The following is a 22,368-nucleotide window of genomic DNA, read 5'->3' on the forward strand; positions in this document are numbered from 1 at the left end:
ATTGACGATTGACGATTGACGATTGGGCCGAGCGACCACTGACAAGGGACGACGAGATGTATACCGCAAAGAGCGCGAAGGGTTGCATGTTTGCGAGTTGCAGGTTGTAGACCCAATCCCAAAATCCCAGACTCTGAACCCTCATGCGTTCGCAGACCCAATCCCTAAACCCTAAACCCCAGACCCTAAACCCCGATCAGGCTGATCGCCTCGGGGCGCAGCACCAGCGCAATGCGCTCGCCCACAGCGGGCAGCGCGTCGGCGCTAAGCTCGAAGGCGAGCGGCGGGCCACCGGCGGGCTGCACCACCACGCGCGTGTGGCTGCCGCGAAATGATCGCTCGGCCAGCGTGCCGCGAATGCGGTTTGGCCCTTCCTGAAACCCCGCGCCCGCCAGCTGTGCCGCCTCGGGCCGCAGCACCAGCAGCACGCTCGACCCGCGCCCCACGCCCGGCACGGCACCGGCGCTGATGAAGCGGCCCAGCGCGGTATCGACGATTACTTCTTTTTCTCCCACCCCCTGCACCCGCCCTTCCACCAGGTTGCTATGCCCCATGAAGCGCGCCACAAAGGCGCTGACCGGCTGGCGGTACACCTCTTCGGGCGGGCCTTGCTGGGCGATCTGGCCGGCCTGCATTAGCACCAGCCAGTCGGCGATGGCGAAGGCCTCGGCCTGATCGTGGGTGACGTAGATGCTGGTGACGCCGACGCGCTTGAGGATGTCGCGCAGCTCGTCGAGCAGGCGCTCGCGCAGCGCGCGGTCGAGCGCGCCCAGCGGCTCGTCGAGCATCAGCAGGCGCGGGCTGGGCGCGAGGCTGCGCGCCAGGGCCACGCGCTGGCGCTCGCCGCCGGAAAGCTCGTAGACGCGGCGGCGCTCGTAGCCGCGCAGGCCCACAAGGTCGAGCATTTCGGCCACGCGGGCGGCGATGCGCTCGGGCGGCAGGTTTTGCATGCGCAGGCCAAACGCGACATTGCCGGCCACGTCGCGGTGCGGAAAGAGTGCGTAGTCCTGAAACATCAGCCCGAAGCCACGCCGGTGGGTTGGCGTGTCGCCCAGCACGCGCCCCTCAAACGCGAGCGTGCCGCTGTCGGGCTGCTCCAGCCCAGCGACCAGGCGCAGCAGGGTGGTTTTGCCGCATCCCGACGGGCCAAGCAGGCAGACGATTGCGCCGGGCGCAACTTCGAGGCTGACGCCACGCAGCGCGGGCGCGCCATCGTAGGCTTTGTGTACGTCGCGGATGTCGAGGATGGGCGGTTCGGTGTGGTTCATAAGCTTGTGGAGCGGGTGAAGGGAGCGAGTTTGCAGGTTGCACGTTTTGAATGTTGAATGTTGCGAAGGTTCAGGGTCTGGGGTTTTGGGATTGGGCCTGCAACTACAGCCTGCAACCTTCAAACCCTTTGCGGTTTGGGCATGATGCATCGTGCCCTGACGGACAGACGGCACCGTCGTTGGTCGTCCTTTGTCAGTCGTCGCACAACCTGCAACCTTCAAACCTGCGAACGTTCCGCCGCAAGGTCGCGAATGCCGCCCAGCCCGATCTGAAAGCCGCAGCGCTCGTAGAAACCCACGTTCTCGGGCGTGAAATCGACATGGACGATGGTGATGCCCGCCGCAGCAACGTGCGCCACGGCGCGCTCCACCAGCGCCCGGCCAACGCCGCGCCCATGCCAGCGCGGGTGCACCATCACATCGAGCAGCACCGCGTGGCGCACGCCGTCGCTTATGATTGCGCACCACGCCACCAGCGCGCCGCCGGTCGTGCGCCCCGCAACCGTGGCCCAGTAGCCAGCCAGCGCGGCGGGGTAGTCGGCTTCCAACGCGCCCCAGCCCACAGCTTCGCGCAGCGCGACGATCTCATGCGCGGCAATGGGCGAGTTGACGGCGAAGGCAACGGGTTGTGCTGGCGGGGTGTGTGTGTTCATGCGGTCGGCAGTCGGCAGTTGGCAGTCGGCAGTCGGCAGGCGGCAGTCGGCAGTTGGCAGTTGGCAGTTGGCAGTTGGCAGTTGGCAGTCGGCAGTTGGCAGTTGGCAGTTGGCAGTTGGCAGTCGGCAGTCGGCAGTCGGCAGTTGGCAGTCGGCAGTCGGCAGTTGGCGGCGAGGGAGCGCAGAACCGCGAAGGGCGTATGCCATACGCTCAGACCAGGAACCTGGCAACCTGCAACCTGCAAACTTGCAACTCCAAAAATTTATCCGTGGTGAGCCTTCTAGCCAGTGCCGCGCGCAAACACATTCGGCCAGGCCTTGAAGCGCGTGAAGAAGGTCTCGGGCGTCTTCTGCACGCCGTTTTCGGTGATCACGCGATACACCGAAATATCCATCCCGCGCCGCGCGTGGTCGGTCTGCTTCACAGTGCCAGCCGCCAGCGTGTTGTCGTCCACATACACCGGGTTGCTGGGCGCAGGCACAATTTTCGTCACCTCCGGCCCGCGCACTTCGACGGTGCGGTTGGGCTTGGTGCCATACAGGCCCACCGTCAGCACCTGCGCCGCCTCATCGACCTTGGCCTGCATCAGCAGCCAGTGGCCGGTGTCGTTGACGAATTTCAGGTCGAGCACGCCCGTGAAGATTGTCGCGTCCATGCCGGGAGCAGAGTCGTTCGGGAAGCTGAAATCGTCGTACCAGCTGATATAGAAGGGGTGCGTGTGGCGCTCGGTGATTGGCAGGCCAGCCCAGAACGCCGCCCGAAACACCGTGGTCGAGTCCTGGCAGACGCCGCCGCCCCATTCGAGCTGGGTGCGGTTGCCGATCACGGCATAGCCCTGCACAAAGCCATTGCTTTCGTCTACCGCGCCAAGCTGCGTGTTGAACGAGAACTCCTCGCCCGGCGCGATCAGCACGCCATCCATGCGCGCCGCGCCGGCCTTGATGTTGGTGACGCGGTAGTCGGCCGAGCCGGCGAAGCTGGTTTTTCCCTCGCCCACCAGCTCGAGAATGCCGAGCGACGGCAGGCTTTTCGCCGTCACCTGCGGCGCGATTTGCTCGACGGGCAGGGCGATCTCGCGCTGCGCGAGCTGCAGCGTCTGGCTGATCTCCTGCGCGGCGGCTTCCTGCTTGAGCTTCCAGCCGTCCTGGCCGGGTTTAGCGATCTGCACCTTGCCCGAGCGGAAGGCCAGGCGCGGCTCGCTGGTGCCAGTGTCGACAACCTGGGCGAGCTTCTGCACAGCCTTGTTCAGCCGGTCGGCGTCGACGCGCACGGCCAGCTGGCGGCCTTCGGGCGCAATGGCGATCAGCTCCGCGATCTTGTTCGCGTCCCACACCCACTGCTGCTCGCCCTGGCGCAGCGTGAGCGGCTGGCTGAGCAGCTGCTGCGCGGTGGCCGTGGCGGGCGCGAGCGCCGCGTCGGTGATGCGCGGCTCCAGCGTGCGCGTGCGCAATGTCACAGCTTGCGGCGCAAGGGTTTGCAGCGCGCGCGCGATCTCGGCGGTGGTGTCGCTGGCCAGCACCTGCCGGCCAATCTGCGCGGGCGTGGGCAGCACCTTGCCCTCGGCAATGCTCAGTGCCGCGTCGCGCGGCGGCTGCTCAATTGTGGTGGCGACCGTGTTGAGGTAGGCCTGGAGCGCGCGCGTGTCGAGGCTCATGCGCGGGGCCACGTCCAGGCCGCCGCGCCAGATCGCCCACAGCTCGCGGGCGCGCGTGAGCGGGCCGCCGCTGTGCCCGGCCGCCAGTACCTCGGCGGCAACGTCGGCCGGGTCGAAGCGCACCCCCAGCTGCGCGAGCGTGGGCGTCCAGCTGCGCCCTTCAAAGGTAAGCGTGATCGGGGTGCGCTGGAACGCGGCATAGCGTGTGTCGAGCAGGGCGCGCACTTCGGCGGCGCTCTTGCCGGCCATTGGGACGCCTTGCAGGCTCACTCCGTCGGCCACGCGGTCGCCCGACCAGAAGCCCAGCGCGTAGGGCAGCGTGGCGAATACTGCCACGCCGAGCAGCACCACAAACAGCAGCACGCCCAGCCCACCCCGGCGGCGCGCTCGTGGTCGCGCGCGGCGGGCCGCCTGTGGCTGCCAGCTTTCATCCTCAAACGCATCGTCGTCGAGCGGCTCGACCGTGGTGGGGGCGGGATCGTCATACGGGCGGCGCGCAGTGCGGCGGCGGCTCATCGGCCCGTATTCCTGGTAATACTTATCGGGCATTGGCGCTTCCTGGGCGACGAATGGTTGGCTGAATCAGGCTTTATGAGAACATGAATTGCGTGTGGTTGTAAAGCCTATCACGTTTGCATGGCGCTGTCAAGAATCGGACCACCTCCGCCAGCGCGGCTGTGTGCAGGCGCGGCGCGGCGATTAGCCCTTTGCTTCGTGCCAGCGCCAAACGCGATGTGTGGTACTCTGTAAGCGCATTCAGGAAGGACGCTGCCGCCTGGCACACATGCGGGCGACGCCGAGCTTGCAGAGGAGGAAACCATGAAGGTTCTGTTCATTGGCGGCACCGGGCTGATCAGTTCGGCCTGCGTCGAGCTGGCGGTTGCGCGCGGCATGGACGTTGTGCTGCTGAACCGTGGGAACGCGCCGCGCCCCGTGCCCGCTGGCGTCACGGTGCTCCAGGGCGATATTCGCGACAAAGAAGCGGCTGCGCGCGTGCTCGGCGATATGAAGTTCGACGTTGTGGCCGAGTTTATTGCCTTCACGCCCGAGCATATCGCGACTGATCTGGAGCTGTTTCGCGGGCGCACGAAACAGTATATCTTCATCAGCTCCGCGTCGGCCTACCAGACACCGCCGGCAAGCTGGCCCGCCGTCGAATCGACGCCGCTGCGCAACCCGTTCTGGGCCTACTCACGCGCCAAAATCGCCTGCGAAGACATGCTGATGAAGGCGTACCGCGACGATGGCTTCCCCGTGACGATCGTGCGGCCTTCGCACACCTACGACGAGCGCTCGGTGCCGCTGGATGGGCGCTACACCGTGCTGGATCGCTTGCGCAAGGGCAAAAAAGTGATCGTGCACGGCGATGGAACCTCGCTCTGGACATTGACGCACCACCGCGATTTCGCCAGGGCCTTTGTTGGCCTGCTGGGCAACCCGCACGCGCTGGGCGAGGCCATTCATATCACCAGCGATGAGGCGCTGACGTGGAACCAGATTGTCGATTGCCTCGCGAACGCCCTGGGTGTCGAGCCCAACGTCATTCACATTCCGTCGGATTTGATCGCGGCCTATGACGAAAACTGGGGCGCTGGCCTGCTGGGCGACAAAGCGCACAGCATGATCTTCGACAACAGCAAGGTCAAGCGCCTGGTACCCGATTACGTCGCCACGATCCCATTCCATCAGGGCGCAACCGAAATCGTCGCCTACTACGAAAGCCACCCCGAGGCGCAAAAGGTCGACGAGCGGATGGACGCGCTGATGGACACGATCATCGCCGCGTACGAAAAGGCATGGCCGAAGTCGTAAGTAGCCCGAAGCTGGTGCAAACAACAGCCCGGCTGGCTTGCGCCGCCGGGCTTGTTTGTTGTGCGGGCGAGTGCCAGCCGCGCTAGACGTTCGCTTCCCTGGCGACGGGAATGCGCGCCTCGATCCACTGCACAATATCAGCCATTACGATCTCTTTGTCGGCATCGTTCAGCAGTGGCAGCCGGGCAGGGCTGGGCCGAGCAAGCCGCGCGACTGCTGGCAGCGGCCAATGCGCTGCGCACGCACATGGGCACGCCCGTGCGCCCGGTTCATCAGGAAGCCGTGGAAGGGGCATTGGCCGCCGCGCGCGCAGCGCTTGGGGAAGCAGATTTCGCCGCTGCCTGGGCCGCCGGGCAAACGCTGCCGGTGGATGAGATCGTTGGCGCTATAGCGTGATTTCACTAAATTTACCACAGAGGCACAGAGGGCGCTGAGATGTTTATTTCTCGCGCCCTCTGTGCCTCTGCAGCTACACTTCTGGCATGGTTCTGCGCTTACCCCATCGCGGGAATCACGCCCAACTGCTGCATCAGCCCCATGTCGTCGCTGTTGCCCCAATGCTCGGCGACCTTGCCATCCACCACGCGAAAGATGTTGATGCCAGAAATTTCGCCGCTGCGCCCGGTCGGCGGGATGCCGAAGAAATCGCCGCGGTGCGTGCCGCCCGCGTGAAAGCGCTCGACCACGCGGTCGCCCTCAGCGATGACGTCATCCACCACCGAATACACATCCGGGAATGCCGTCTTGAAGATATTCACCCACACCTTCACGCCCTCCGCGCCAGCGGGCAATCCGGGCGGCGCGCTGTGCGACACGAAATCGGGCGCGACCAGCTCGTCAAGGGCGGAAAGGTCGCTGTCGGCGTTCCAGAGCGCCGTCCACTGGTGCGCAATGCTTTTGATGTCGGCCACGGTCATGAGCATGCTCCTTTCGATTGAGAAATTACAGCCGTTCATACTAAATCCGCTATTAGAGCTACGCACTACGTACTATATTCTTCGCATCATAGTGCGTAGTGCGTATATTCGAGTGTTCACTCAGATAGAGTATCACCCTTTCACCTCCGTCACCCGTCACGCCAGCACCGCCTCGATCACATGCAGCGGCGCGGGTAGCTGCACGACGCGCGCCAGATCGAAGCCCGCCGACCGCAGCAGTGCGCGGTATTCGGCTTCGTTGCGCTCGCGCCCGCCGATCAGCAGCATCTGCATGTCGAGCAGCTTGCCGGGCGAAGGCGCATTGCCCGCTGGCAGCACTTCCTGCACAATCAGCAGGCGCGCGTTCGGGCTCATCGCCCGGCGGATGCTGCGCAGAATCGCGGCGGCCGGCTCGTCGGCGAAATCGTGAATGATGTTCTTGAGCAGGTAGGCATCGCCGCCGGCAGGTACGCCCTGGAAGAAATCGCCCGCCGCCAGCTCGCAGCGATCCGCCACCCCAAAGCGGTCGAGCAGCGCGTGCGCGCCATCCACCACTGGCGGCAGGTCGAACAGCACGCCATGGAGCGCCGGGTATTTTTGCAAAACTGAGCCAAGCAGGTAGCCGTGGCCGCCACCAACATCCACCAACTGGCCGATGCCGGCAAAATCATAGCCCGCGACCACTGCGTCGGCTTCAGAAACTGAGAAACTGGTCATGGCGCGGTCGAACAGGGCGAACTGCTCGTGGTGGCTCATGAAATACTCGAACACGCTTTGCCCGGTTGCGTGCACAATCGGTGTTTCGCCGGTCTGGACGCCGTGGAGCAGGCTGTTCCACACATCGGAGTGCCAGGGCGCGCCATAGAATTGCGCCAGCGCACGCAGCGAGCCGCTTGTGTCTGAGCGCAGCGTTTCGCCCATTGGCGTGAGGCCGAAGCGGCCCTGCTCATCTTCCTCAAACACGCCAACACTCGCCAGTGCGCGCAGCACCCGCCCGAGCGCGGGCGCGAGAGCGTTGCACGCCTCGGCCAGCGCCGCCACCGAGCGTGGCCCTTCCGCAAGCTGGTCGGCCACGCCAAGCTCGGCCGCCACATACAGCGCCCGCGAGAGGAACACGCTGCCCGCAATCATCTGGCTCATCGCCACCACCGGAGGAGTTGTGTCCATGTTCAAATCTCCTTGTTCCATGTAAAAACGAGTTCGCCATGGGTTTCAGCCACCATCGCCAAATCCACGCCCAGCAGCAGCCGAATTTGCTCGCACAGCCAGCGGTCGAATGGCGTGCCGGACGCGGCCAACTCGGTCAGCGCACCGGCAGGGTGCGCGGCGTCGAGCCAGATCAGCGCGATTTCGCCACGCATGCCCGGCAGCACCCAGGCGCGCAAGGAGCGAATGCCCAGGCCGCACGCGCTGGCGGCAAATGCCTCGGCCCGCGAGCCGGCCAGCTCCTGGCACAGCCGCCGCCACGCCTCTGCGCGCCCCGGCAGGATCGGCGCTGCCAGCATCACCACCACTCGCCGCTCCTTTCCGCCGCCGCCCGGGCTGCGCTATAATGACCGCGTCCACGTTGCGGATACTAGATTTCGGGCGATACAAGAGCGTTACAATAGGCGTTACATGCCATGAGCCGCTTGCATCTGGCCCTGCTCGGCGCGCCGCAGGCCGCGCTCGATGGGCGCGCGCTCAGCTTCCCCACGCGCAAAGCGCTGGCGCTGCTGATCTACCTAGCTGTCGAGAATGGCGCGCACACCCGCGCCCAGCTTGCCGCGCTGTTCTGGCCCGGCAGCGACGCCGCGCACGGTCGCCTCTCGCTGCGCCGCGCGCTTGGGCAGGTCCGCGACACGCTGGGCCAGCGCGCCGCCGAAAGCGCCATCCTGCGCACCGACGCCGAGATCGTCCAGTTCGTCGCCCAGGAAATCACCTTCGATCTCGATCTGCTGCGCGCACAGGCCACACGCGCCGACGTTGAAGCCGCGCTGCGAGCCTACCGTAGCGATTTTCTCGACGGCTTTGCGCTGCCCGACGCGCCCGAGTTCGACACCTGGGCCGGCACCGAGCGCGAACGCTGGCACCGCCAGCTTGCCCTGCTGCTCGGGCACGCTTCGGCGGCGGCGCTTGCGGGCGGCGACACGGCCTTTGCCATTGCCGCCGCGCAGCGCTGGGCCGCGCACGACCCGCTCGACGAAGCGGCGCACCGCCGCCTGATCGAAGCCCACGCCGCAAGTGGTTCGCGCACCCTGGCCCTGCGCGCATACGACGCGCTCAAAACGCTGCTTGCGCGCGAGCTTGGCGCCGCGCCCGCCACCGAAACCGACGCGCTGATCGCCCGCGTGCGCCACGCGCCAGAAGCCAGCGCCGCGCCGCGTGCGCCGCGCAGCGCGCCCGCGCAGCTTCCCGACCTGCCAATGGTTGGGCGGGTGGGCGAGCTGGGAACATTGATCGATGCCTACCGGGCGCTCGGGGCCGGCGGCGCGCGCGTGATTGCAATCGAGGGCGAGGCGGGGATTGGCAAGACGCGGCTGGCGACCGAGTTTGCCCACTGGGCGCGCGCCGCTGGCGCGGATGTGCTTGGAGGCCGCGCATTCGAAGCGGGCGGGCGCGTGCCCTACCAGCCGCTGGTCGATGCGCTGCGCCCGCGCCTGGATCGCGAAAACGCGCCCGACGACCTGCTGGATGATGTGTGGCTGGCCGAGCTGGCGCGGCTGCTGCCCGAGCTGCGCGGGCGCTACCCCGATCTCGCGCCCGCCGACGCCGACGAAAGCACCGCCCGCGTGCGCCTGTTCGAAAGCGTGGTGGCGCTGTGCGCAAGCCTGAGCGCGCGCGCGCCGTGCGTGTGGGCCGTGGACGACGCGCAATGGGCCGACGCAGCCTCGCTCGACCTGCTGCGCTACTGCGTGCGGCGGCTGAGCGAAATTGGCGCACCTTTCCTGCTGGTATGTACGATCCGCGCCGAGGATGTGCTGGCCAACGCCGCGCTGACAAGCTGGCTGGCTGGCCTGGAGCGCGACGGCGGCTTGTTGCGCATTGAGCTGTCGCCGCTGAGTGGGAACGACACGCATGGCTTGCTGGCGGCCTTTGCCAACCGTTCGGGCGGCGAGGCCGAGCGGTTCGCGGGCTGGCTGTTTGCGGAAACTGGCGGGCAGCCGCTGTACATGGTCGAAACACTGAAAGTGCTGCTCGACCGTGGCGTGCTGGCGCTCGAAACACGCGCAGGCGAGCCGCCGCGCCTCGTGCTGGCGAACGACCTCGCGGTGCTTCGCGGGCTGGTGCCGCCAACCGTGCGCGCAATCATCCGCGCGCGCATCGGCCAGCTCGCGCCCAACGCGCAGACCTTTCTGGCGGCGGCGGCGGTGCTGGGCCACGCCAGCGGCTTCGAGCAGATCGCGCGCGTCGCGGCCCTGCCCGAAGCCGCCAGCCTCGATGCGCTTGACGAAGCGCTGGCGCGGCGGCTGCTGGTCGAGCAGGCCGCGCAGCCCGGCCAGGGCAGCCCCGCGCGCTACACGATCTCGCACGACAAAATCCGCGATGTGGCGTACACCGAGGCCGGCGACGCGCGGCGGCGCATCTACCACCAGCGCGCATTTGCCGCATTAGCAAGCGCACCGCCCGCCGAGCGCGCCCACCATGCCCTGGCCGGCGGCATGGCCGAAGAAGCGTTTCGCTTCAGTATCCTGGCGGGCGACGAAGCGATGCGGCTGTTCGCCATCGACGACGCGATTGGCGCGTACCGGCAGGCGCGCGCACTGCTCGACACACTTTCGCGCGACCATGGCACGGCTGCCGAACAGGTGCCACACCTGTTTCTCCAGCTTGGCCGCGCCCACGAACTGCTCAGCGCGCTTGATCAGGCCGCCGCAATGTATGAAGAATTGCGCACCCTGGCGCGGGCGAACGGCTGGCCGGCCGCCGAAGGCGCGGCCCTGAACCGGCTCGCCACGCTGAAGGCGCAGCGCGCGCTCGACCTCGCCGCCGCGATTGAGTTTCTGCACCAGGCCCAGGCGCTGGCCGAGCGCAGCGGCATGGCTGCCGACCTGGCCGAAACCGAGTGGAACCTGGCGCAGCTGCATTTCTACAACTCGCAGCCCGCGCTCACGCTCCAGCACGGCCAGCGCGCCCTCCAGCTTGCCCGCCAGCACGATTTGCCCGAGCTGGCCGCGCGCAGCCTGAACGTGCTGGCGCTGGCGTGGTCGGCGCTGGCGCGCCCGGCTTCCTCGCAGCGCGCCGCCGAAGAAGCGAGCGAACTTTACCAGCGCCTCGGCAACCGCGCGCTCGAAGCCGACAGCCTGACGCTGGCCGGCAGCATGCAGATCAACCAGGGGAATGTGCTGGCCGGTTTGGCGCAGGCGCGCGCAGCCTATGCGCTCAACCAGGCGATTGGCAATGTGTGGGGCATGGCCTCAAGCGCGATGACACTGGCTGGCGGGTTCTGCGATGCCGGCCATTTGAGCGAAGCGCTGCGCCACGCCGCCGAGGCGGTGCAGCTTGTGCGCGAGCGCCCGCTCACCATGCTGCAAATTCTCACGCTGGGCGTGCTTGGCGCGGCGCAGCGCGCGACCCAGCAATTCGCAAACGCCCGCACCACCCACGAAGAAGCCTGGGCGCTGGTGGTGCCGACCGGCGCGCGCCTGCTGATCGACATGATCGCCGCCGAGCTGTGCGCCGATTGCGTATTCGCCGGCGATATGCCCGCCGCCGCTGGCTATGCGCGCGCCGGCCTCGATGTGCGCGACTACATTATTACGCTGTATATGGGCCGGGCGCAGTGGCAGCAAACAGCCGCGCTGGTGTGGGCTGGCGAGGCCGAGCGCGCTCGCGATGATCTCCAGCACTTCGCGGAGCGAATTGGCGATCAGCCGCGCTACCGGGTCGGCTTCTGGTGCGCGCAGGCCGAGCTGGCCCGCCACGACGGCGACGACACGGGCGCGCTCGCCGCATTCGAGCGGGCGTTGGGCGCTGCCGATTCGCTCAATCTTCCCGGCGAGCAATGGCCGATTCTCGTGGCGTTGGCGCGGCTGCACGCGGCGCGCGGCGATATCGGACCGGCGAATGAAGCGCGGGCGCGGGCTGCTGCAATCATCCAGCGCCTTGCCGCCGCCATTGATGATGCAGCGGGGCGCGCAACGTTTCTGCGCGAAGCTGATAAAGCCCTTTTATAAGCCACAGAGCGCACAGAGATCACGGAGGAGAATTACTCAAACTCGGTGATCTCTGCGGCTTACTCTACTGGCACTCGGCTCACATCCCAATACTGTTCCGATAAAACACATGGGACGTTAACCACGAAGGGACGAAGACACGAAGGGCTTCAGGAAGCTATAAATTTGGCGCCTTGGTGTCTTGGTGGTTATTTGAAGGTATTGGCACTAATCCCGCAATGAAGGCTGGGGCACTGCCACAAAACTCAGCAGCAAGCCCACAACGCCCGCCAGCATGGCCGCGCCCGTCCACAAATTCGTCGACCAGACGAGCTCGCCGCGCGCTTTGAGCAGCAGAAAATAAATCAGGTAGAGCGCGGCTGGCAAAGCAAACGAAAACACGCGCAGCGCCAGCGGTCGAAGGTATGCGGGCCGCAGCGCAAAGACCAGCACATCGCCAAATATGCCAGCCAGCAGCGCCGTCGGCAGCAGCGCATAGGTGTCGTGCTGTGTCGTCATCAGGAGCGCGTTGAGCGTAAACAGCAGCGTGACGCCACCGGGCAGCAGCAGCCCGCGCCGCAGCGCAAACAGGGTCGCGCCCACCAGCAAGGCCGACTGAACCAGCACGCCGGCAACGCCCATCGCATGCCCCAGAATGCCATCGTCGGTTGTGCTGGCCCACACATCGACAAAGGGGTTGGCAAACTGCGTCAGAAACGTCATCACCGAGAGCGCCCAGATGAGCGCCAGCAGAGCGGGTAGACGATGGAGCATCCCGCCCGCTGCGCCATTTCTTCCAACCGCCCGCAGCGGCGCGCTCACAATCATCGCCATGCCGGTGGCCAGCAGCAGGTGCGAAGGGCTCAGCAGCGGCTCGATGCCCACTTCAAAGCCAAACATCTGGTGCCAGATCAGGTCAAACACGCCGCCAAACGCAAACAGCGGCACGCCCAGCAAGGCCAGCTCGTAGCCCGCTGGCGCAGCATCGAGCCACGCGCGGCCACGCAGCAGCGACAAGGCGGCGGCACCAAGCACCAGCAGCGCCACCGCCAGAAAACCCGAGTAGAACACGGCGTGCCAGGGCGTGAAAAAGGTATTATCGACGCGGTGGTGATTATGTGCCCAACCGTCGAGAAACAGCCCGCCCACAAACCAGCCCGACAGCACAGCCATAGCCCAGTTGAGGCGCGTGCTGGCGGCGGGCTGCGCGACTACACGCGCCGGGGCTGCCTGTTCGGCAAGCTGGCTCGTCCCATTGATCAGCATAGCAAAGCTCCTTCGCAGCTATCGAAAGCCAGGCGAACCTGGCGTTTCTGGTCGTGATCCCTGTCGTTGCTTTCTGATTCAGCATAGCTGCAAAGTCGGCTTTTGTCATCAGCACATAGTCGCGCACCACGGCCACGTCAATGTGGGAGTGAGGAGCGAGATCTATCCACAGATTACACAGATTACGCAGATTATAGATTCATATCTGTGTCATCTATGGATACATGGTAGGACTTACGTAGTTGCGTTATTTGGCATACCAGCGCCGTACTTTTCGCCTGCGGCAGCAAAGTGGAAACGATCATTTTTGTGTGCGATTTTTCCGCGCTACGCGTGGAAAAATCGCACACAAAGAAAAAATCGAGTACCGCGGTTCCCGAACTTGATGAGGGGCTGCCGAAGGCTCAGCAGGCCAACTGCGTAAATTCTACATGCATGTCGTTCAAAATCGCAATGCACATGTTTGAATCAAACGATCGCTACGGTGCGACCGCCAAGGTGCCCAGCATGCCCGCCTGGCGCTAGCCCAGCAACGTGCCGTTAAAAGGCTTGCGGGCGGCTCAGCCAGCGATTGCGTCAGGCAGTGGCGCAACCTCGCGGCGCGGGCCGGCCAGCCGCCCGCCAAGCACTGCGCCACCCACCAGCGCAGCCGCTACGTCGCCGGCAAACAATACAGTAATCATCGTAGCGCGCTCCTCGGCACCCGGCCCGCCAACCTGCCAGCCGAGCGCTTCCATCCCCAGGTTCACCGCCAGAAACGCCAGCGCCGCCGCCAGGCCAGTGCGCGCGGCCAACGCGAACGATGCCCGACCCATTCGCAGCGCCCAGCCCAGCACCAGCGCGCTCGAACCCGCAATCAAGCCAACCGATGGCACGAACAGCGCGGTGAACAGGCGGTGCACGGGCAGTTGGGCGCTAAACACAAACGGCTCTGCCAGCGTCAGGCCCGCCGACACAAGGATCGTCATTGGCACGAAGCCGAGGATGCCGGCCCACCAGACGCGCCGGGTAAGGGCAGCGCCGGCCAGGCGTGCCATTCCAACACTCCAGAGCGTGCTGCCAAGCAGCATCGCCAGGCTGGCGCTGATTGTGGCGAGCACGCGTTGCAAGCCGGTCGATACCTTGAAATCCAGCGCACTATTTACGACCGACCCGACGACAAAGGCCAGCACAAGACCGCCGACAAGCGCAAACACTGTCAGAACTGCACCAAGGATCGCCTCGCGAACACGTGATCGGTGCATGTCGCCCTGCCTTTCTGCAAGAACACGGTCCTTGCGCGCGCCGGACTTCGATAGGCCAGCTACTCAACAATCAGCGTGCCGTGCATGCCTTCGCCAGTGACTTTATTATAGTGCGGCGTGCAGTAGAACCTGTATGTGCCGGGCTGCATCGGTTTGAACAAGGCCAGGCTGTTGCGGCCCGCAAGAAGTGGCGCATTCACGCCGAGTTCATCCACCACAAAGGCGTGCGCCACCGGGTCGGTATTTTCCAGGCGGAACGCAGCAGCCTCGCCGGACTTGACGCGAATCGTGCCGCCGTCGAACGCGGCGAGTGTGATCGCGGGCAGCGCCGCCAGCGTTTCCGCGCTCACACCCGACACATCGCCGCGTTGCGGGATGGCGCTCACCGCCGCCGCGCCCACGCTCAGGCCAGCCACCAGCAGCAGCGCGCCTGCCGCCCAGCGCGGGAAACGCCGCTCAGCCGAGCAGTAGTTCTGCACCGTTGCGCCAATGCTCGCGGCAAAGCCAACCGCCACCAGCGGTATCAGCAGCAGCACCAGCGGCACGATCGGCCCGCCAGCGTGCGTCAGCGTGTAAACGACCTCGCCCCCGACGCCGCCCACCAGCAGCAGCAGGAGCAGGCCAAAGACGAACGCGCCCAGAATTGGCGCCCAGCGCCAGCCGAGCGCCACTACGCCCGTAACAAGCAACGGCAGGGCGATGATCACGACCAGCAACAGATCAACTGCGTCGGCCAGCCGGAAGAGGATAATGCCCAGGAGCAGAGCGGTTCCAAGCAGTGCGGCGATTGTCAGGATGCCAAGCCCGGCCAGCGAGCGGCGCGTTTTCTGCGCGGGGTGTGCAATTGCGTGGGTAGCCATAACGAGCCTCCTTGGCGTTTGTATGTTGCGATTGATGCCCGCAGCATACCGCCCGACCGTCGGCTAATCGTTACGTGCAGCGTTACGAGAACCCACTTCGCGCAGCCAGATCCCGAGAAACTCCGGCTGCATGGTGCTGTCCACCACGCGCGCAAGCTCAGCAGTCAATCGTTCGAGGTCGGTTTCGTCGCGGGCGGCCAGCGCAAATGCCGCCAGCACCTGCTGGGCATCGTATTTGCGGCGGTAGAAACGCCGGTCGATGATGTTCTGAATGCGGCGGCGCAGCGGCAGGAGCAGCGCGGCGATCAACAGGGTAGAGGCTACAAGCGCCAATTCCGATCTGCCGATAATTGAAGTTAAGATTGTTTGGCTGAGTAGAATGCACCCGACATACATCGTGCCCAGCGTCAGCGTCAGCGCGCCATAGATCAGCGTGCGCCGGATGAGAATGTCGATATCCCACAGGTGGTAGCGTAGTACGGAAATACCGATGCACACTGGCAGCAGGCAAAACGGCAGCACCAGCAGGAACGTTTCGCTGAAGAGCAGGTAGAGCGCGTGCGCCAGCGTTGCTTCTTGCAGCGCAGGAATAATGTTTGGCAGCAGCGCGTATGCGAAAGGGCCAGCCGCCGCGCCGGCGAAACCAAGCACAACCCACTTGGTTTGCTGCCGTTCGACATGGTTCGATACGCGCCGGTACCGATACACCTGAGCCGCAATGCCAATCAGCATTCCACCGGGTATCAGCACGCCAAACCACAACATCGACGCACCGGTATCTGTACCGCCAGTGTATGGTGTGAGCAGCGACACAATGATCCAGATAACCCAGCCAATCACCAGAAAGCGCGTCCAGCGCGGCACCAAGCGCCCATTGGGAAACAGGTAGGTCAAGATCGGGAAGAAGCCAAGCGCAGCATTTTGCAGAAAGCGCACTGGTAACAACCAGGCTGGATGCGCAGAGATGAGCGGCTCCAGTATTGGCGATCCATTTACGCCAAACAGCGCCAGCCACAACGAGATCAACCAGGTGATGCGATCGTCGGAGCGGCGCCAGAACAGCAACCCGGCGGCTGTGATGAACAGTGCCGCAAACACGGCGATCTGGGCGGTTTGATAGATTGCGTAGAAGCCGGGCGAGAACCCCCATTGCTCCAGTAGCCGCACATCGTCAATCGTCAGACCCGTCACAGACGAAGCTTGCGGGTCGATAATTGTGCGCGTGGTGCGATAGAACAACGGGAGCGCTGCGATCACTGCCACGATGCTCAGGCCAACTACCGCGAACCAGAAAGCGCGCGCCGCAATGAGCCAGCCGCCACTGAGGCGCGTGCTGGTTGCTGGTTCTGCGCTCCTATCGAAACCATCGACCATGCTCATACCCGCCTACACTTCGTCACAGCGTTTTGATACACACAGCATACTGATAGATCGTCCGCTGATCGTTACGAAACATTCTAAAGCAAAAATTCCATCTTTCGGCGGATAATAACTAACGTTACTTACGATACTATTCCCGCAGGAAATATGCTGTAAAGATGGAAAAGCTATGGCCTTGTTCACCGCCACCGACGCCGACGAGCTGTATGACATTGTTCGCCGGCATTATGCCGCGCTTGGCGGGGCGCTTGGCAGCACGCCAGCGGCTGACCCGCCCGACACCGCCAGCCCGCTGTACCGCGACATCCAGCTGCTGATCGACGTGGCGAATGGCGTGCACACGCGCACCGACGCGCTGGTTGCGCACACCGAGCAGGCGCTGCTGCGCGTGCGCAGCTTGCTGCTTGCCAATGCCTTACACGCGCCCGTCGCTTTGCCCGAAGCCTTCTGGCAAACGAGGCCGGGCTGGCTGCTTTCGCGAACAAGCTGGTGGGTGTGGATGGACGACCTGATTACGATCAGCAACGCGGCAGCGCTGGCCTTTGGCGCGAACACGCAGGCCAACCGCATGCGCATCGCCCGCGCAATCGACAGCGGCGCGCTGGACTGGGTGCCCGACCCGAGCGTTTCCAACCGCCAGCACAACCGGCGCGTGCGGCGCTCGCAGGTGGAATGGCTGGCCGAAATGCGCCAGCTGCCCGGCAGTGATTGACGCACTATATGAATAGCCACGAGCAAAACGATTAAGCCACAGAGCGCACAGAGGACATTGAGTACTCTGGAAAATAAATTTCCTTATGCTCAGCTTCCAGGAAGCTCAGGCCTGTTTGCCTTCAACCTGATACCCAGATGAGCTTCCTGGAAGCTTGCCCGTTGGTGTTCTCTGTGGCTCAGGTATTTTGTTCTCGACAACAGAAATCGAGGGTTATTATGAACGATGTTCTTGCGGCGCTGCCGGCCGAGGTGCAATCGCGCGTCGCTCAGGCCCTGGCCGCCACCTTCCCCGGCGCGCAGATCGATGCGCTCGAATCGCTGAACGGTGGGCTTTCTGGCTCGCCTATGTACAAGCTCGCGCTTGGCGGGCAAGCCTATGTGCTGCGCGTGATGATGAAGCGCAGCCTGCTCGACGACCCTGCGCGCCAGATCGCCTGCGTGCGGCTCGCATCCGAGCGCGGAATCGCGCCGCGCCTGATCTTCGCCAGCACCGAGCTGGCCGTCAGCATCAGCGAGTTTGTTGCTCAGCCACCCGGCCCGCGCAACCTGCGCGGCAATCCAGAGCAGATTATGCAATTGGGCGGCCTGCTGTGCCACCTGCACACTGGGCCAGCGTTTCCGCCATTTCTCAGCCCGTTCGACATGATTCGTGGCGGGATGCAGCACCTGGCCCAGCACGATGTTCCCCTGCCGCGCACCACGCAAACTGCGCTGGCGCAGCTCGATGCCGTGCAGAGCGCGCTCGGGCCGCACCTGGTTGCCGCGCCCTGCCACAACGACCTCAACCCCGGCAATGTGCTCGCCGATGGCGCGCGGCTCTGGCTGGTCGATTGGGAGGCGGCGGGCATGGGCGAGCCAATGTTCGACCTGGCCGGCGCGATTCACTGGTTTATGCTTGGCGCAGAACAGGAAGCGACGCTGCTGCACGCCTACTTCGGGCGCGGCCCCACCGCCCACGAGCAAGCCAAACTTGCCCTGGCCAAGCATGTGTCGTGGTGGATGTACGCCGTGACCTTCCTGCTGGTGTGTTTGCAATGCGCCGGGCCGGGCAGCTTTGCGTCGGGCGAGCCAGAAGACGCGCCGAGTTTTGCGGCAACCATGGCGGCGGTTGGGCGGGGCGAGCTGCGCATGGGCGACCCAGCCACGCAGCAGCGCATGAGTCTGGCGATTGCCCGCCAATCGCTTAATGCGATGCAGGGGCCGGAGTTTGGCGCGGCGCTGGCGCAGCTGCGCGGGGCGTAACATATTCAGGCGTGCTGTTCGGTTTCGCCGAACAGCACGCCTGAAATGAGCGGGAAACAAAAATTCTTGTACTCAGCTTCCAGGAAGCTCAAGCTAGTTTTCCTCCAAGCTGATAGCCAGACAAGCTTCCAGGAAGCTTGCCCGTTGCATAAAAGAACTTTCTTTCCAGAGTAATCATGCCGCAGCGCGGCGTTCCCTGACGGGTAGCTGCGTGCCCAGGCCCGCCGCCTCGGCCGCCAGCACGAAATACTCCGTGCCCATCATTTCGGCCAGCAGCGCGCCGGGCAGCAGATCGGGCGCGATTGGATACTGGGTGCGGTGCGCGGCCACGGCAGCCATTTTTTGTGCCATAAACTCTGCCACATCGACGGTGAGCAGCACGTCGCCAAACTGCTCGCCAGCGCCGCCACCGGCCAGCGCCAGGGCATCGGGCCGCGCGTCGGCGCCGCGCCCGGCAAACGCGCTGGGCGCGCCCGGCGCAAGCACCAGGCAGGTCACATCGCCCGCTGCGATCACGTGGGCCGTGCGCGACACCTGATGCACAATCGCCAGTTCGCCAAAGAACTCGCCCGCGCCCAAGCGGTTCAGCACCTTCTCCGCGCCGCCCTCGTCTTCCTGCACCACCTCGGCCTGCCCCGAGAGGATCAGGTAGAGCTTGGCGCCGGGCTCGTTCTGCTCGACAATATGCGCGCCGGCCGGGTACCATTCCACGTCGGCATAATCGCTGGCATAGCGCAGCGTGGTCGCTTCTTCAACAAACAGCGGCAGCGCGCGAACGAACTCGGCGGTGCCCTGAAAGCGGGCGGGCGCTTCGGCCAGCCAGTGCGCCAGCCGATCACCGAGGCGCAGCCGGCTCGGCGGAAAGTAGCTGTAGTATAATTGCCCGGCCTGGTGCGGGCGCAAACCCGCGCCGAGCTGCTCGGGGAAAGCGCGCCGGCTGCCGGCCTGCGCAAAAGCGCGCTCGGTTGCCGCGCCAATCGCAATATGATCGGGGTGGCCATACGCGCCATCTGGCCCAAAGGTTATCATGGTGTCGGGCTGGAACTCGCGAATAATCGCAACCACCGACCCGGTCAGCTCGTGCAGGTCGATTTCCTGAAGCGTTCCGTCCATGTAATCGAGCGCGCGCGCATGGCGCACACCCAGCTGCGCGCAGGCCGCGAAAAACTCGCGCCCGCGCACTTCGCCAAGCGTCCGTCGCGTCGCCGCCTGCGGATCGCGAATCTGCCCGGCTTGCCCGGTCGTCGCTGTCACCACCATCACATCCCAGCCTTCCGCCACATACTTTGCGAGCGTGCCGCCTGCGCAGAAGGTTTCGTCGTCGGGGTGGGCAAACACCGCAAGCAGGCGCGGCTGCCGCTGTTTTTGCATTGAATACTGCATATCAGTCACTCCTTGTATTTCACGAAAGCGAGGGGTGGCTGCAAAACGACGAGAATACCTCGTTGGGTACAGACGAACCACGGCTGCAAAAGGCCGCATGAAATTTCCAATTGCGTGCGACCTGCGCGGCAGCTCGTTCGTCCTACTCTGCACAGCCATTGATTCGGCAATAGCGCGGAGGAAGTGATGACCGTTCTCAAAGAGCGCGCGCGCGGCTACAGCACACCGTTTGTCGGGCGAAAAGCCGAGCTGGCCAGCCTGGCCACGCGCCTCACCGACCCCGACTGCCGCCTGCTGACGATCACCGGGCTGGGCGGCTGCGGCAAAACGCGCCTGGCGCAGGAAGTCGCCGCCGCTGAAGCCGGGCACTTCGCCGATGGCGCGACCTTTGTCGCATTGCAATCCATTCCGCGCGCCGACCTCATCCTTTCGGCGATTGCGCAAAGCCTGGGGCTGGTGTTCTATGGCGATGCCTCATTCGAGCAGCTCGCCGGCTTTCTGAGCGCGAAAGCCATGCTGCTCGTGCTCGACAATTTCGAGCACCTGCTCGACGGCGCTGCGCTCGTCAGCGATCTGCTGGCCGCCGCGCCGGGCCTGACGGTGCTGGCCACCTCGCGCGAGCCACTGCACCTGCAGGAAGAATGGCTGTTCCCATTGGGTGGCCTCTCCGCGCCGCTCAGCGTTTATTCCAGCGCGCTGATGGAGTACGAGGCAGTGCAGCTCTTTCTCGCGCATGCCCGCCGCGTGCAGCCCTCTTTCGACGCGCAAAGCGAGAACGAGGCGGTGATCCAGATCTGCATGATGACGGGCGGACTGCCGCTCGCGCTGGAGCTGGCCGCCTCGTGGCTCAAGGGCCTGCACGCCTCGCATATTGCGCAGGCCATGCGCCACAACCTCGACCTGCTTTCGACCAACATGCGCAACATCGAACCGCGCCACCGCAGCATGCGCGCCGTTTTCGACCACTCGTGGGAATTACTGAGCGAGCGCGAGCGCCAGATTTTCGCCTGGCTGTCGGTATTTCGCGGCGGCTTCGCCAGCGCAGCGGCCGAGCAGGTGGCTGGCGCAACACTGGCCGACCTGGCCGGGCTGGTGGAAAAATCGCTGCTGCAGCTCGACGCGACCGGGCGCTTTGGCATCCACGAGCTGCTGCGCCAGTATGGCACCATGCAGCTCGCCACGCGGCAGGAAACCGATGCCGCGTTCGCCGCGCACAGCGGCTTCTACGCCACGCTCATGCGCCACCACGAAGCATCGCTCAAAAGCCCGCAGCAGCTCGAAACCATGCAGGCGATCGAGCTGGATTTTGAGAACTACCGGCAAAGCTGGGAATGGGCGCTGGCAAAGCAGCACAGCGCCAACCTGCACACCATGATGCACGGCCTGTACCTGTTCGGCTTTCTTGGCAGCCGCCATGTCGATACGATCCATATGTTTCAGCAAACCCTTGCCCAGCCAATTGCCGACGAGCGCCTGCTGGGGCGCTTGCTGGCGCGGCGCTGGGGTTCGCTGCACTGGTGGTTCCAGGCCGAAACCGACTACCGCGAGGCATTTACCGCAATCGAGCGGGCGCTCGCCATCGCCCGCGCCGCCAGCGACGATTTCGAAACTGCGTTCTGCCACCTCATGGCGGGCTATGCGCTTGGCGGCATGGGTCGCCGCGCCGAGGTTGCCCCGCACCTGGATGCCAGCCGGGCCCTGTTCGAAAAACTGGGCGAGCCCTACTATGTCGCCTGGGCGCTGAGCCGCCTGGGCTACCTCTACGCCGTTTTGAACGACCCCGACAAAGAAATCGTGTACACCGAGCAGAGCCTGGCCATTGCGCGAACCATGCACAACCGCTTTGTGCTGTTTACCTGCCTGTACAACCTCGGCTCCGACTATATTCTGAATGGCGACTACAGCACGGGCAAGCAGTATGGCCCCGAGGTGCTGCAGTTCGCAACCGAAACCGGGCAGATCTGCCAGATTTCACACGCGTGGAGCCTGCTGGCCTTGCAGGCCTTCTGCGAGGGCGATTATTCGGCCTGCCAAGAATATTCCGATCAATCGGTCAAGGTGATCGAAGAGATTATTCTGGTGGTTGTGCAGCCCTACAGCCTGGCGCTGCTCACGCTGCTGGCCTGCCTGCGCGAAGATTATGCCGAGGCTACTCGCATCAACGATTTTTCGAAACATCACAGTGTCAACACCATGGCGTTTCAGCTGCACCACTGGGCAAGCGCCGCGCTGGCGTGCGGCCTGGGCAACCTGGAAGAAGCGCGCAGCGCCATTCGCAAGGGGCTGGAAAGCATCGGCAGCAACCTGACGGCCACCAGCAGCATCTGGATGGTGCCATGCGCCGCCGCAGTTCTCGCCGCAGGCAAGCCGGCCCGCGCAGTGGAGCTGCTGGCCTGGGCGCTCGGCAACCCAACCCCGGCGCTGAACTGGGCGCGCCAGTGGCCCCTGCTGGGGCGCTTGCAGGCCCAGCTCGAAGCGGCGCTTGACCACGATACTTTTGCGGCGCACTGGGGGCGCGGCGCGGCGCTTACGCTTGAAGATGTCACCGCCGAGCTGCACCGCGAGTTTGGCGCGGCCCCGCTCCCCGCGCAGGCGCACAGCTACCTGCTCACCAGTCGCGAGCGCGAAATTCTGCTGCTGCTGGCGGCGGGCAAAACCAACCCGCAGATCGCCGATCAGCTGATTATTGGCGCGGGCACGGTAAAAACCCACACGCTCAATATTTACCGCAAGCTCGAAGTTGCCAACCGCACTCAGGCGATTGTGCGCGCCCGCGAGCTGCACCTGTTGGCGGCGTAGGGCGAAAGGAGCCACAGAGCGCACGGAGGCCACCGAGCTT

18 protein-coding genes are annotated in these 22,368 nt (G+C 64.8%); 7 read left to right on the forward strand and 11 right to left on the reverse strand.

What is annotated here, in order from left to right; translation table 11 throughout:
• Positions 1–185: 185 nt before the first annotated feature.
• The 3 genes from M1P90_RS25150 to M1P90_RS25160 form a co-directional block, all read right to left on the reverse strand.
• Positions 186–1,268, reverse strand: a complete 1,083-nt coding sequence (locus M1P90_RS25150; RefSeq protein ID WP_483698292.1) for an ABC transporter ATP-binding protein — start codon at positions 1,266–1,268, stop codon at positions 186–188.
• A gap of 218 nt (positions 1,269–1,486) precedes the next feature.
• A complete protein-coding gene (locus M1P90_RS25155; RefSeq protein WP_483698293.1) occupies positions 1,487–1,921 on the reverse strand; it encodes a GNAT family N-acetyltransferase in 435 nt (144 codons plus the stop codon).
• 281 nt (positions 1,922–2,202) lie between these two features.
• Positions 2,203–4,125, reverse strand: coding sequence for a VanW family protein (locus tag M1P90_RS25160; protein WP_483698294.1), 1,923 nt, complete (start codon positions 4,123–4,125; stop codon positions 2,203–2,205).
• A gap of 270 nt (positions 4,126–4,395) precedes the next feature.
• On the opposite strand from M1P90_RS25160, the gene M1P90_RS25165 reads away from it, so the two are divergent.
• A complete protein-coding gene (locus M1P90_RS25165; RefSeq protein WP_483698296.1) occupies positions 4,396–5,388 on the forward strand; it encodes an SDR family oxidoreductase in 993 nt (330 codons plus the stop codon).
• A 174-nt stretch (positions 5,389–5,562) separates the two neighbouring features.
• Positions 5,563–5,784 (forward strand): hypothetical protein, encoded by a 222-nt coding sequence (locus M1P90_RS25170; RefSeq protein ID WP_483698297.1) that lies wholly within the window; start codon positions 5,563–5,565, stop codon positions 5,782–5,784.
• A 98-nt stretch (positions 5,785–5,882) separates the two neighbouring features.
• Here the strand turns inward: M1P90_RS25170 and M1P90_RS25175 are convergent, their stop codons facing one another.
• From M1P90_RS25175 to M1P90_RS25185, 3 genes are all read right to left on the reverse strand, one after another.
• The gene (locus M1P90_RS25175; protein WP_483698298.1) at positions 5,883–6,305 is read right to left on the reverse strand and encodes an ester cyclase; all 423 of its coding nucleotides are present in this window, start codon (positions 6,303–6,305) and stop codon (positions 5,883–5,885) included.
• A 156-nt stretch (positions 6,306–6,461) separates the two neighbouring features.
• On the reverse strand, positions 6,462–7,472 hold the full coding sequence (locus tag M1P90_RS25180) for a methyltransferase (protein ID WP_483698299.1): 1,011 nt from the start codon (positions 7,470–7,472) through the stop codon (positions 6,462–6,464).
• A gap of 2 nt (positions 7,473–7,474) precedes the next feature.
• Positions 7,475–7,819 carry a hypothetical protein gene (locus M1P90_RS25185; RefSeq protein ID WP_483698300.1) on the reverse strand — a complete coding sequence of 115 codons (345 nt, stop codon included), beginning with the start codon at positions 7,817–7,819 and terminating at the stop codon, positions 7,475–7,477.
• 108 nt (positions 7,820–7,927) lie between these two features.
• Here M1P90_RS25185 and M1P90_RS25190 point away from each other — a divergent pair, with 108 nt between their 5' ends.
• A complete protein-coding gene (locus M1P90_RS25190) occupies positions 7,928–11,461 on the forward strand; it encodes an ATP-binding protein (RefSeq protein ID WP_483698302.1) in 3,534 nt (1,177 codons plus the stop codon).
• A 207-nt stretch (positions 11,462–11,668) separates the two neighbouring features.
• On the opposite strand, the gene M1P90_RS25195 is transcribed toward M1P90_RS25190, so the two are convergent.
• Positions 11,669–12,706, reverse strand: coding sequence for a hypothetical protein (locus tag M1P90_RS25195; protein WP_483698303.1), 1,038 nt, complete (start codon positions 12,704–12,706; stop codon positions 11,669–11,671).
• Between the two features lie 291 nt (positions 12,707–12,997).
• On the opposite strand from M1P90_RS25195, the gene M1P90_RS25200 reads away from it, so the two are divergent.
• A complete protein-coding gene (locus M1P90_RS25200) occupies positions 12,998–13,231 on the forward strand; it encodes a hypothetical protein (RefSeq protein ID WP_483698305.1) in 234 nt (77 codons plus the stop codon).
• Positions 13,232–13,266: 35 nt separating this feature from the next.
• Here M1P90_RS25200 and M1P90_RS25205 read toward each other — a convergent pair whose 3' ends face one another.
• From M1P90_RS25205 to M1P90_RS25215, 3 genes are all read right to left on the reverse strand, one after another.
• A complete protein-coding gene (locus M1P90_RS25205; protein ID WP_483698306.1) occupies positions 13,267–13,950 on the reverse strand; it encodes a hypothetical protein in 684 nt (227 codons plus the stop codon).
• Between the two features lie 59 nt (positions 13,951–14,009).
• The gene (locus M1P90_RS25210; protein ID WP_483698307.1) at positions 14,010–14,810 is read right to left on the reverse strand and encodes a cupredoxin domain-containing protein; all 801 of its coding nucleotides are present in this window, start codon (positions 14,808–14,810) and stop codon (positions 14,010–14,012) included.
• Between the two features lie 63 nt (positions 14,811–14,873).
• Positions 14,874–16,190, reverse strand: a complete 1,317-nt coding sequence (locus M1P90_RS25215; RefSeq protein ID WP_483698308.1) for a hypothetical protein — start codon at positions 16,188–16,190, stop codon at positions 14,874–14,876.
• 169 nt (positions 16,191–16,359) lie between these two features.
• Between M1P90_RS25215 and M1P90_RS25220 the strand changes: the two genes are divergently transcribed.
• Both M1P90_RS25220 and M1P90_RS25225 read left to right on the forward strand, forming a co-directional pair.
• The gene (locus M1P90_RS25220; protein ID WP_483698309.1) at positions 16,360–16,902 is read left to right on the forward strand and encodes a hypothetical protein; all 543 of its coding nucleotides are present in this window, start codon (positions 16,360–16,362) and stop codon (positions 16,900–16,902) included.
• Positions 16,903–17,120: 218 nt separating this feature from the next.
• On the forward strand, positions 17,121–18,146 hold the full coding sequence (locus M1P90_RS25225; RefSeq protein ID WP_483698311.1) for a phosphotransferase: 1,026 nt from the start codon (positions 17,121–17,123) through the stop codon (positions 18,144–18,146).
• Between the two features lie 174 nt (positions 18,147–18,320).
• Here the strand turns inward: M1P90_RS25225 and M1P90_RS25230 are convergent, their stop codons facing one another.
• Complete coding sequence (locus M1P90_RS25230) at positions 18,321–19,529, reverse strand: PIG-L family deacetylase (protein ID WP_483698312.1); 1,209 nt, start codon at positions 19,527–19,529, stop codon at positions 18,321–18,323.
• Between the two features lie 186 nt (positions 19,530–19,715).
• Between M1P90_RS25230 and M1P90_RS25235 the strand changes: the two genes are divergently transcribed.
• The gene (locus M1P90_RS25235; protein WP_483698313.1) at positions 19,716–22,328 is read left to right on the forward strand and encodes a LuxR C-terminal-related transcriptional regulator; all 2,613 of its coding nucleotides are present in this window, start codon (positions 19,716–19,718) and stop codon (positions 22,326–22,328) included.
• Positions 22,329–22,368 lie beyond the last annotated feature (40 nt).

The sequence above is a fragment of the Kouleothrix sp. 19917 genome (genome assembly GCF_057073505.1).

Excerpts from the sequence above, each read along its gene's own strand:
- M1P90_RS25150 (WP_483698292.1), bottom strand. The coding sequence starts at position 1,268 with ATGAACCACACCGAACCGCCCATCCTCGACATCCGCGACGTACACAAA.
- M1P90_RS25155 (WP_483698293.1), bottom strand. The coding sequence starts at position 1,921 with ATGAACACACACACCCCGCCAGCACAACCCGTTGCCTTCGCCGTCAAC.
- M1P90_RS25160 (WP_483698294.1), bottom strand. The coding sequence starts at position 4,125 with ATGCCCGATAAGTATTACCAGGAATACGGGCCGATGAGCCGCCGCCGC.
- M1P90_RS25165 (WP_483698296.1), top strand. The coding sequence starts at position 4,396 with ATGAAGGTTCTGTTCATTGGCGGCACCGGGCTGATCAGTTCGGCCTGC.
- M1P90_RS25175 (WP_483698298.1), bottom strand. The coding sequence starts at position 6,305 with ATGACCGTGGCCGACATCAAAAGCATTGCGCACCAGTGGACGGCGCTC.
- M1P90_RS25180 (WP_483698299.1), bottom strand. The coding sequence starts at position 7,472 with ATGGACACAACTCCTCCGGTGGTGGCGATGAGCCAGATGATTGCGGGC.
- M1P90_RS25190 (WP_483698302.1), top strand. The coding sequence starts at position 7,928 with ATGAGCCGCTTGCATCTGGCCCTGCTCGGCGCGCCGCAGGCCGCGCTC.
- M1P90_RS25195 (WP_483698303.1), bottom strand. The coding sequence starts at position 12,706 with ATGCTGATCAATGGGACGAGCCAGCTTGCCGAACAGGCAGCCCCGGCG.
- M1P90_RS25205 (WP_483698306.1), bottom strand. The coding sequence starts at position 13,950 with ATGCACCGATCACGTGTTCGCGAGGCGATCCTTGGTGCAGTTCTGACA.
- M1P90_RS25210 (WP_483698307.1), bottom strand. The coding sequence starts at position 14,810 with ATGGCTACCCACGCAATTGCACACCCCGCGCAGAAAACGCGCCGCTCG.
- M1P90_RS25215 (WP_483698308.1), bottom strand. The coding sequence starts at position 16,190 with ATGAGCATGGTCGATGGTTTCGATAGGAGCGCAGAACCAGCAACCAGC.
- M1P90_RS25220 (WP_483698309.1), top strand. The coding sequence starts at position 16,360 with ATGGCCTTGTTCACCGCCACCGACGCCGACGAGCTGTATGACATTGTT.
- M1P90_RS25225 (WP_483698311.1), top strand. The coding sequence starts at position 17,121 with ATGAACGATGTTCTTGCGGCGCTGCCGGCCGAGGTGCAATCGCGCGTC.
- M1P90_RS25230 (WP_483698312.1), bottom strand. The coding sequence starts at position 19,529 with ATGCAGTATTCAATGCAAAAACAGCGGCAGCCGCGCCTGCTTGCGGTG.
- M1P90_RS25235 (WP_483698313.1), top strand. The coding sequence starts at position 19,716 with ATGACCGTTCTCAAAGAGCGCGCGCGCGGCTACAGCACACCGTTTGTC.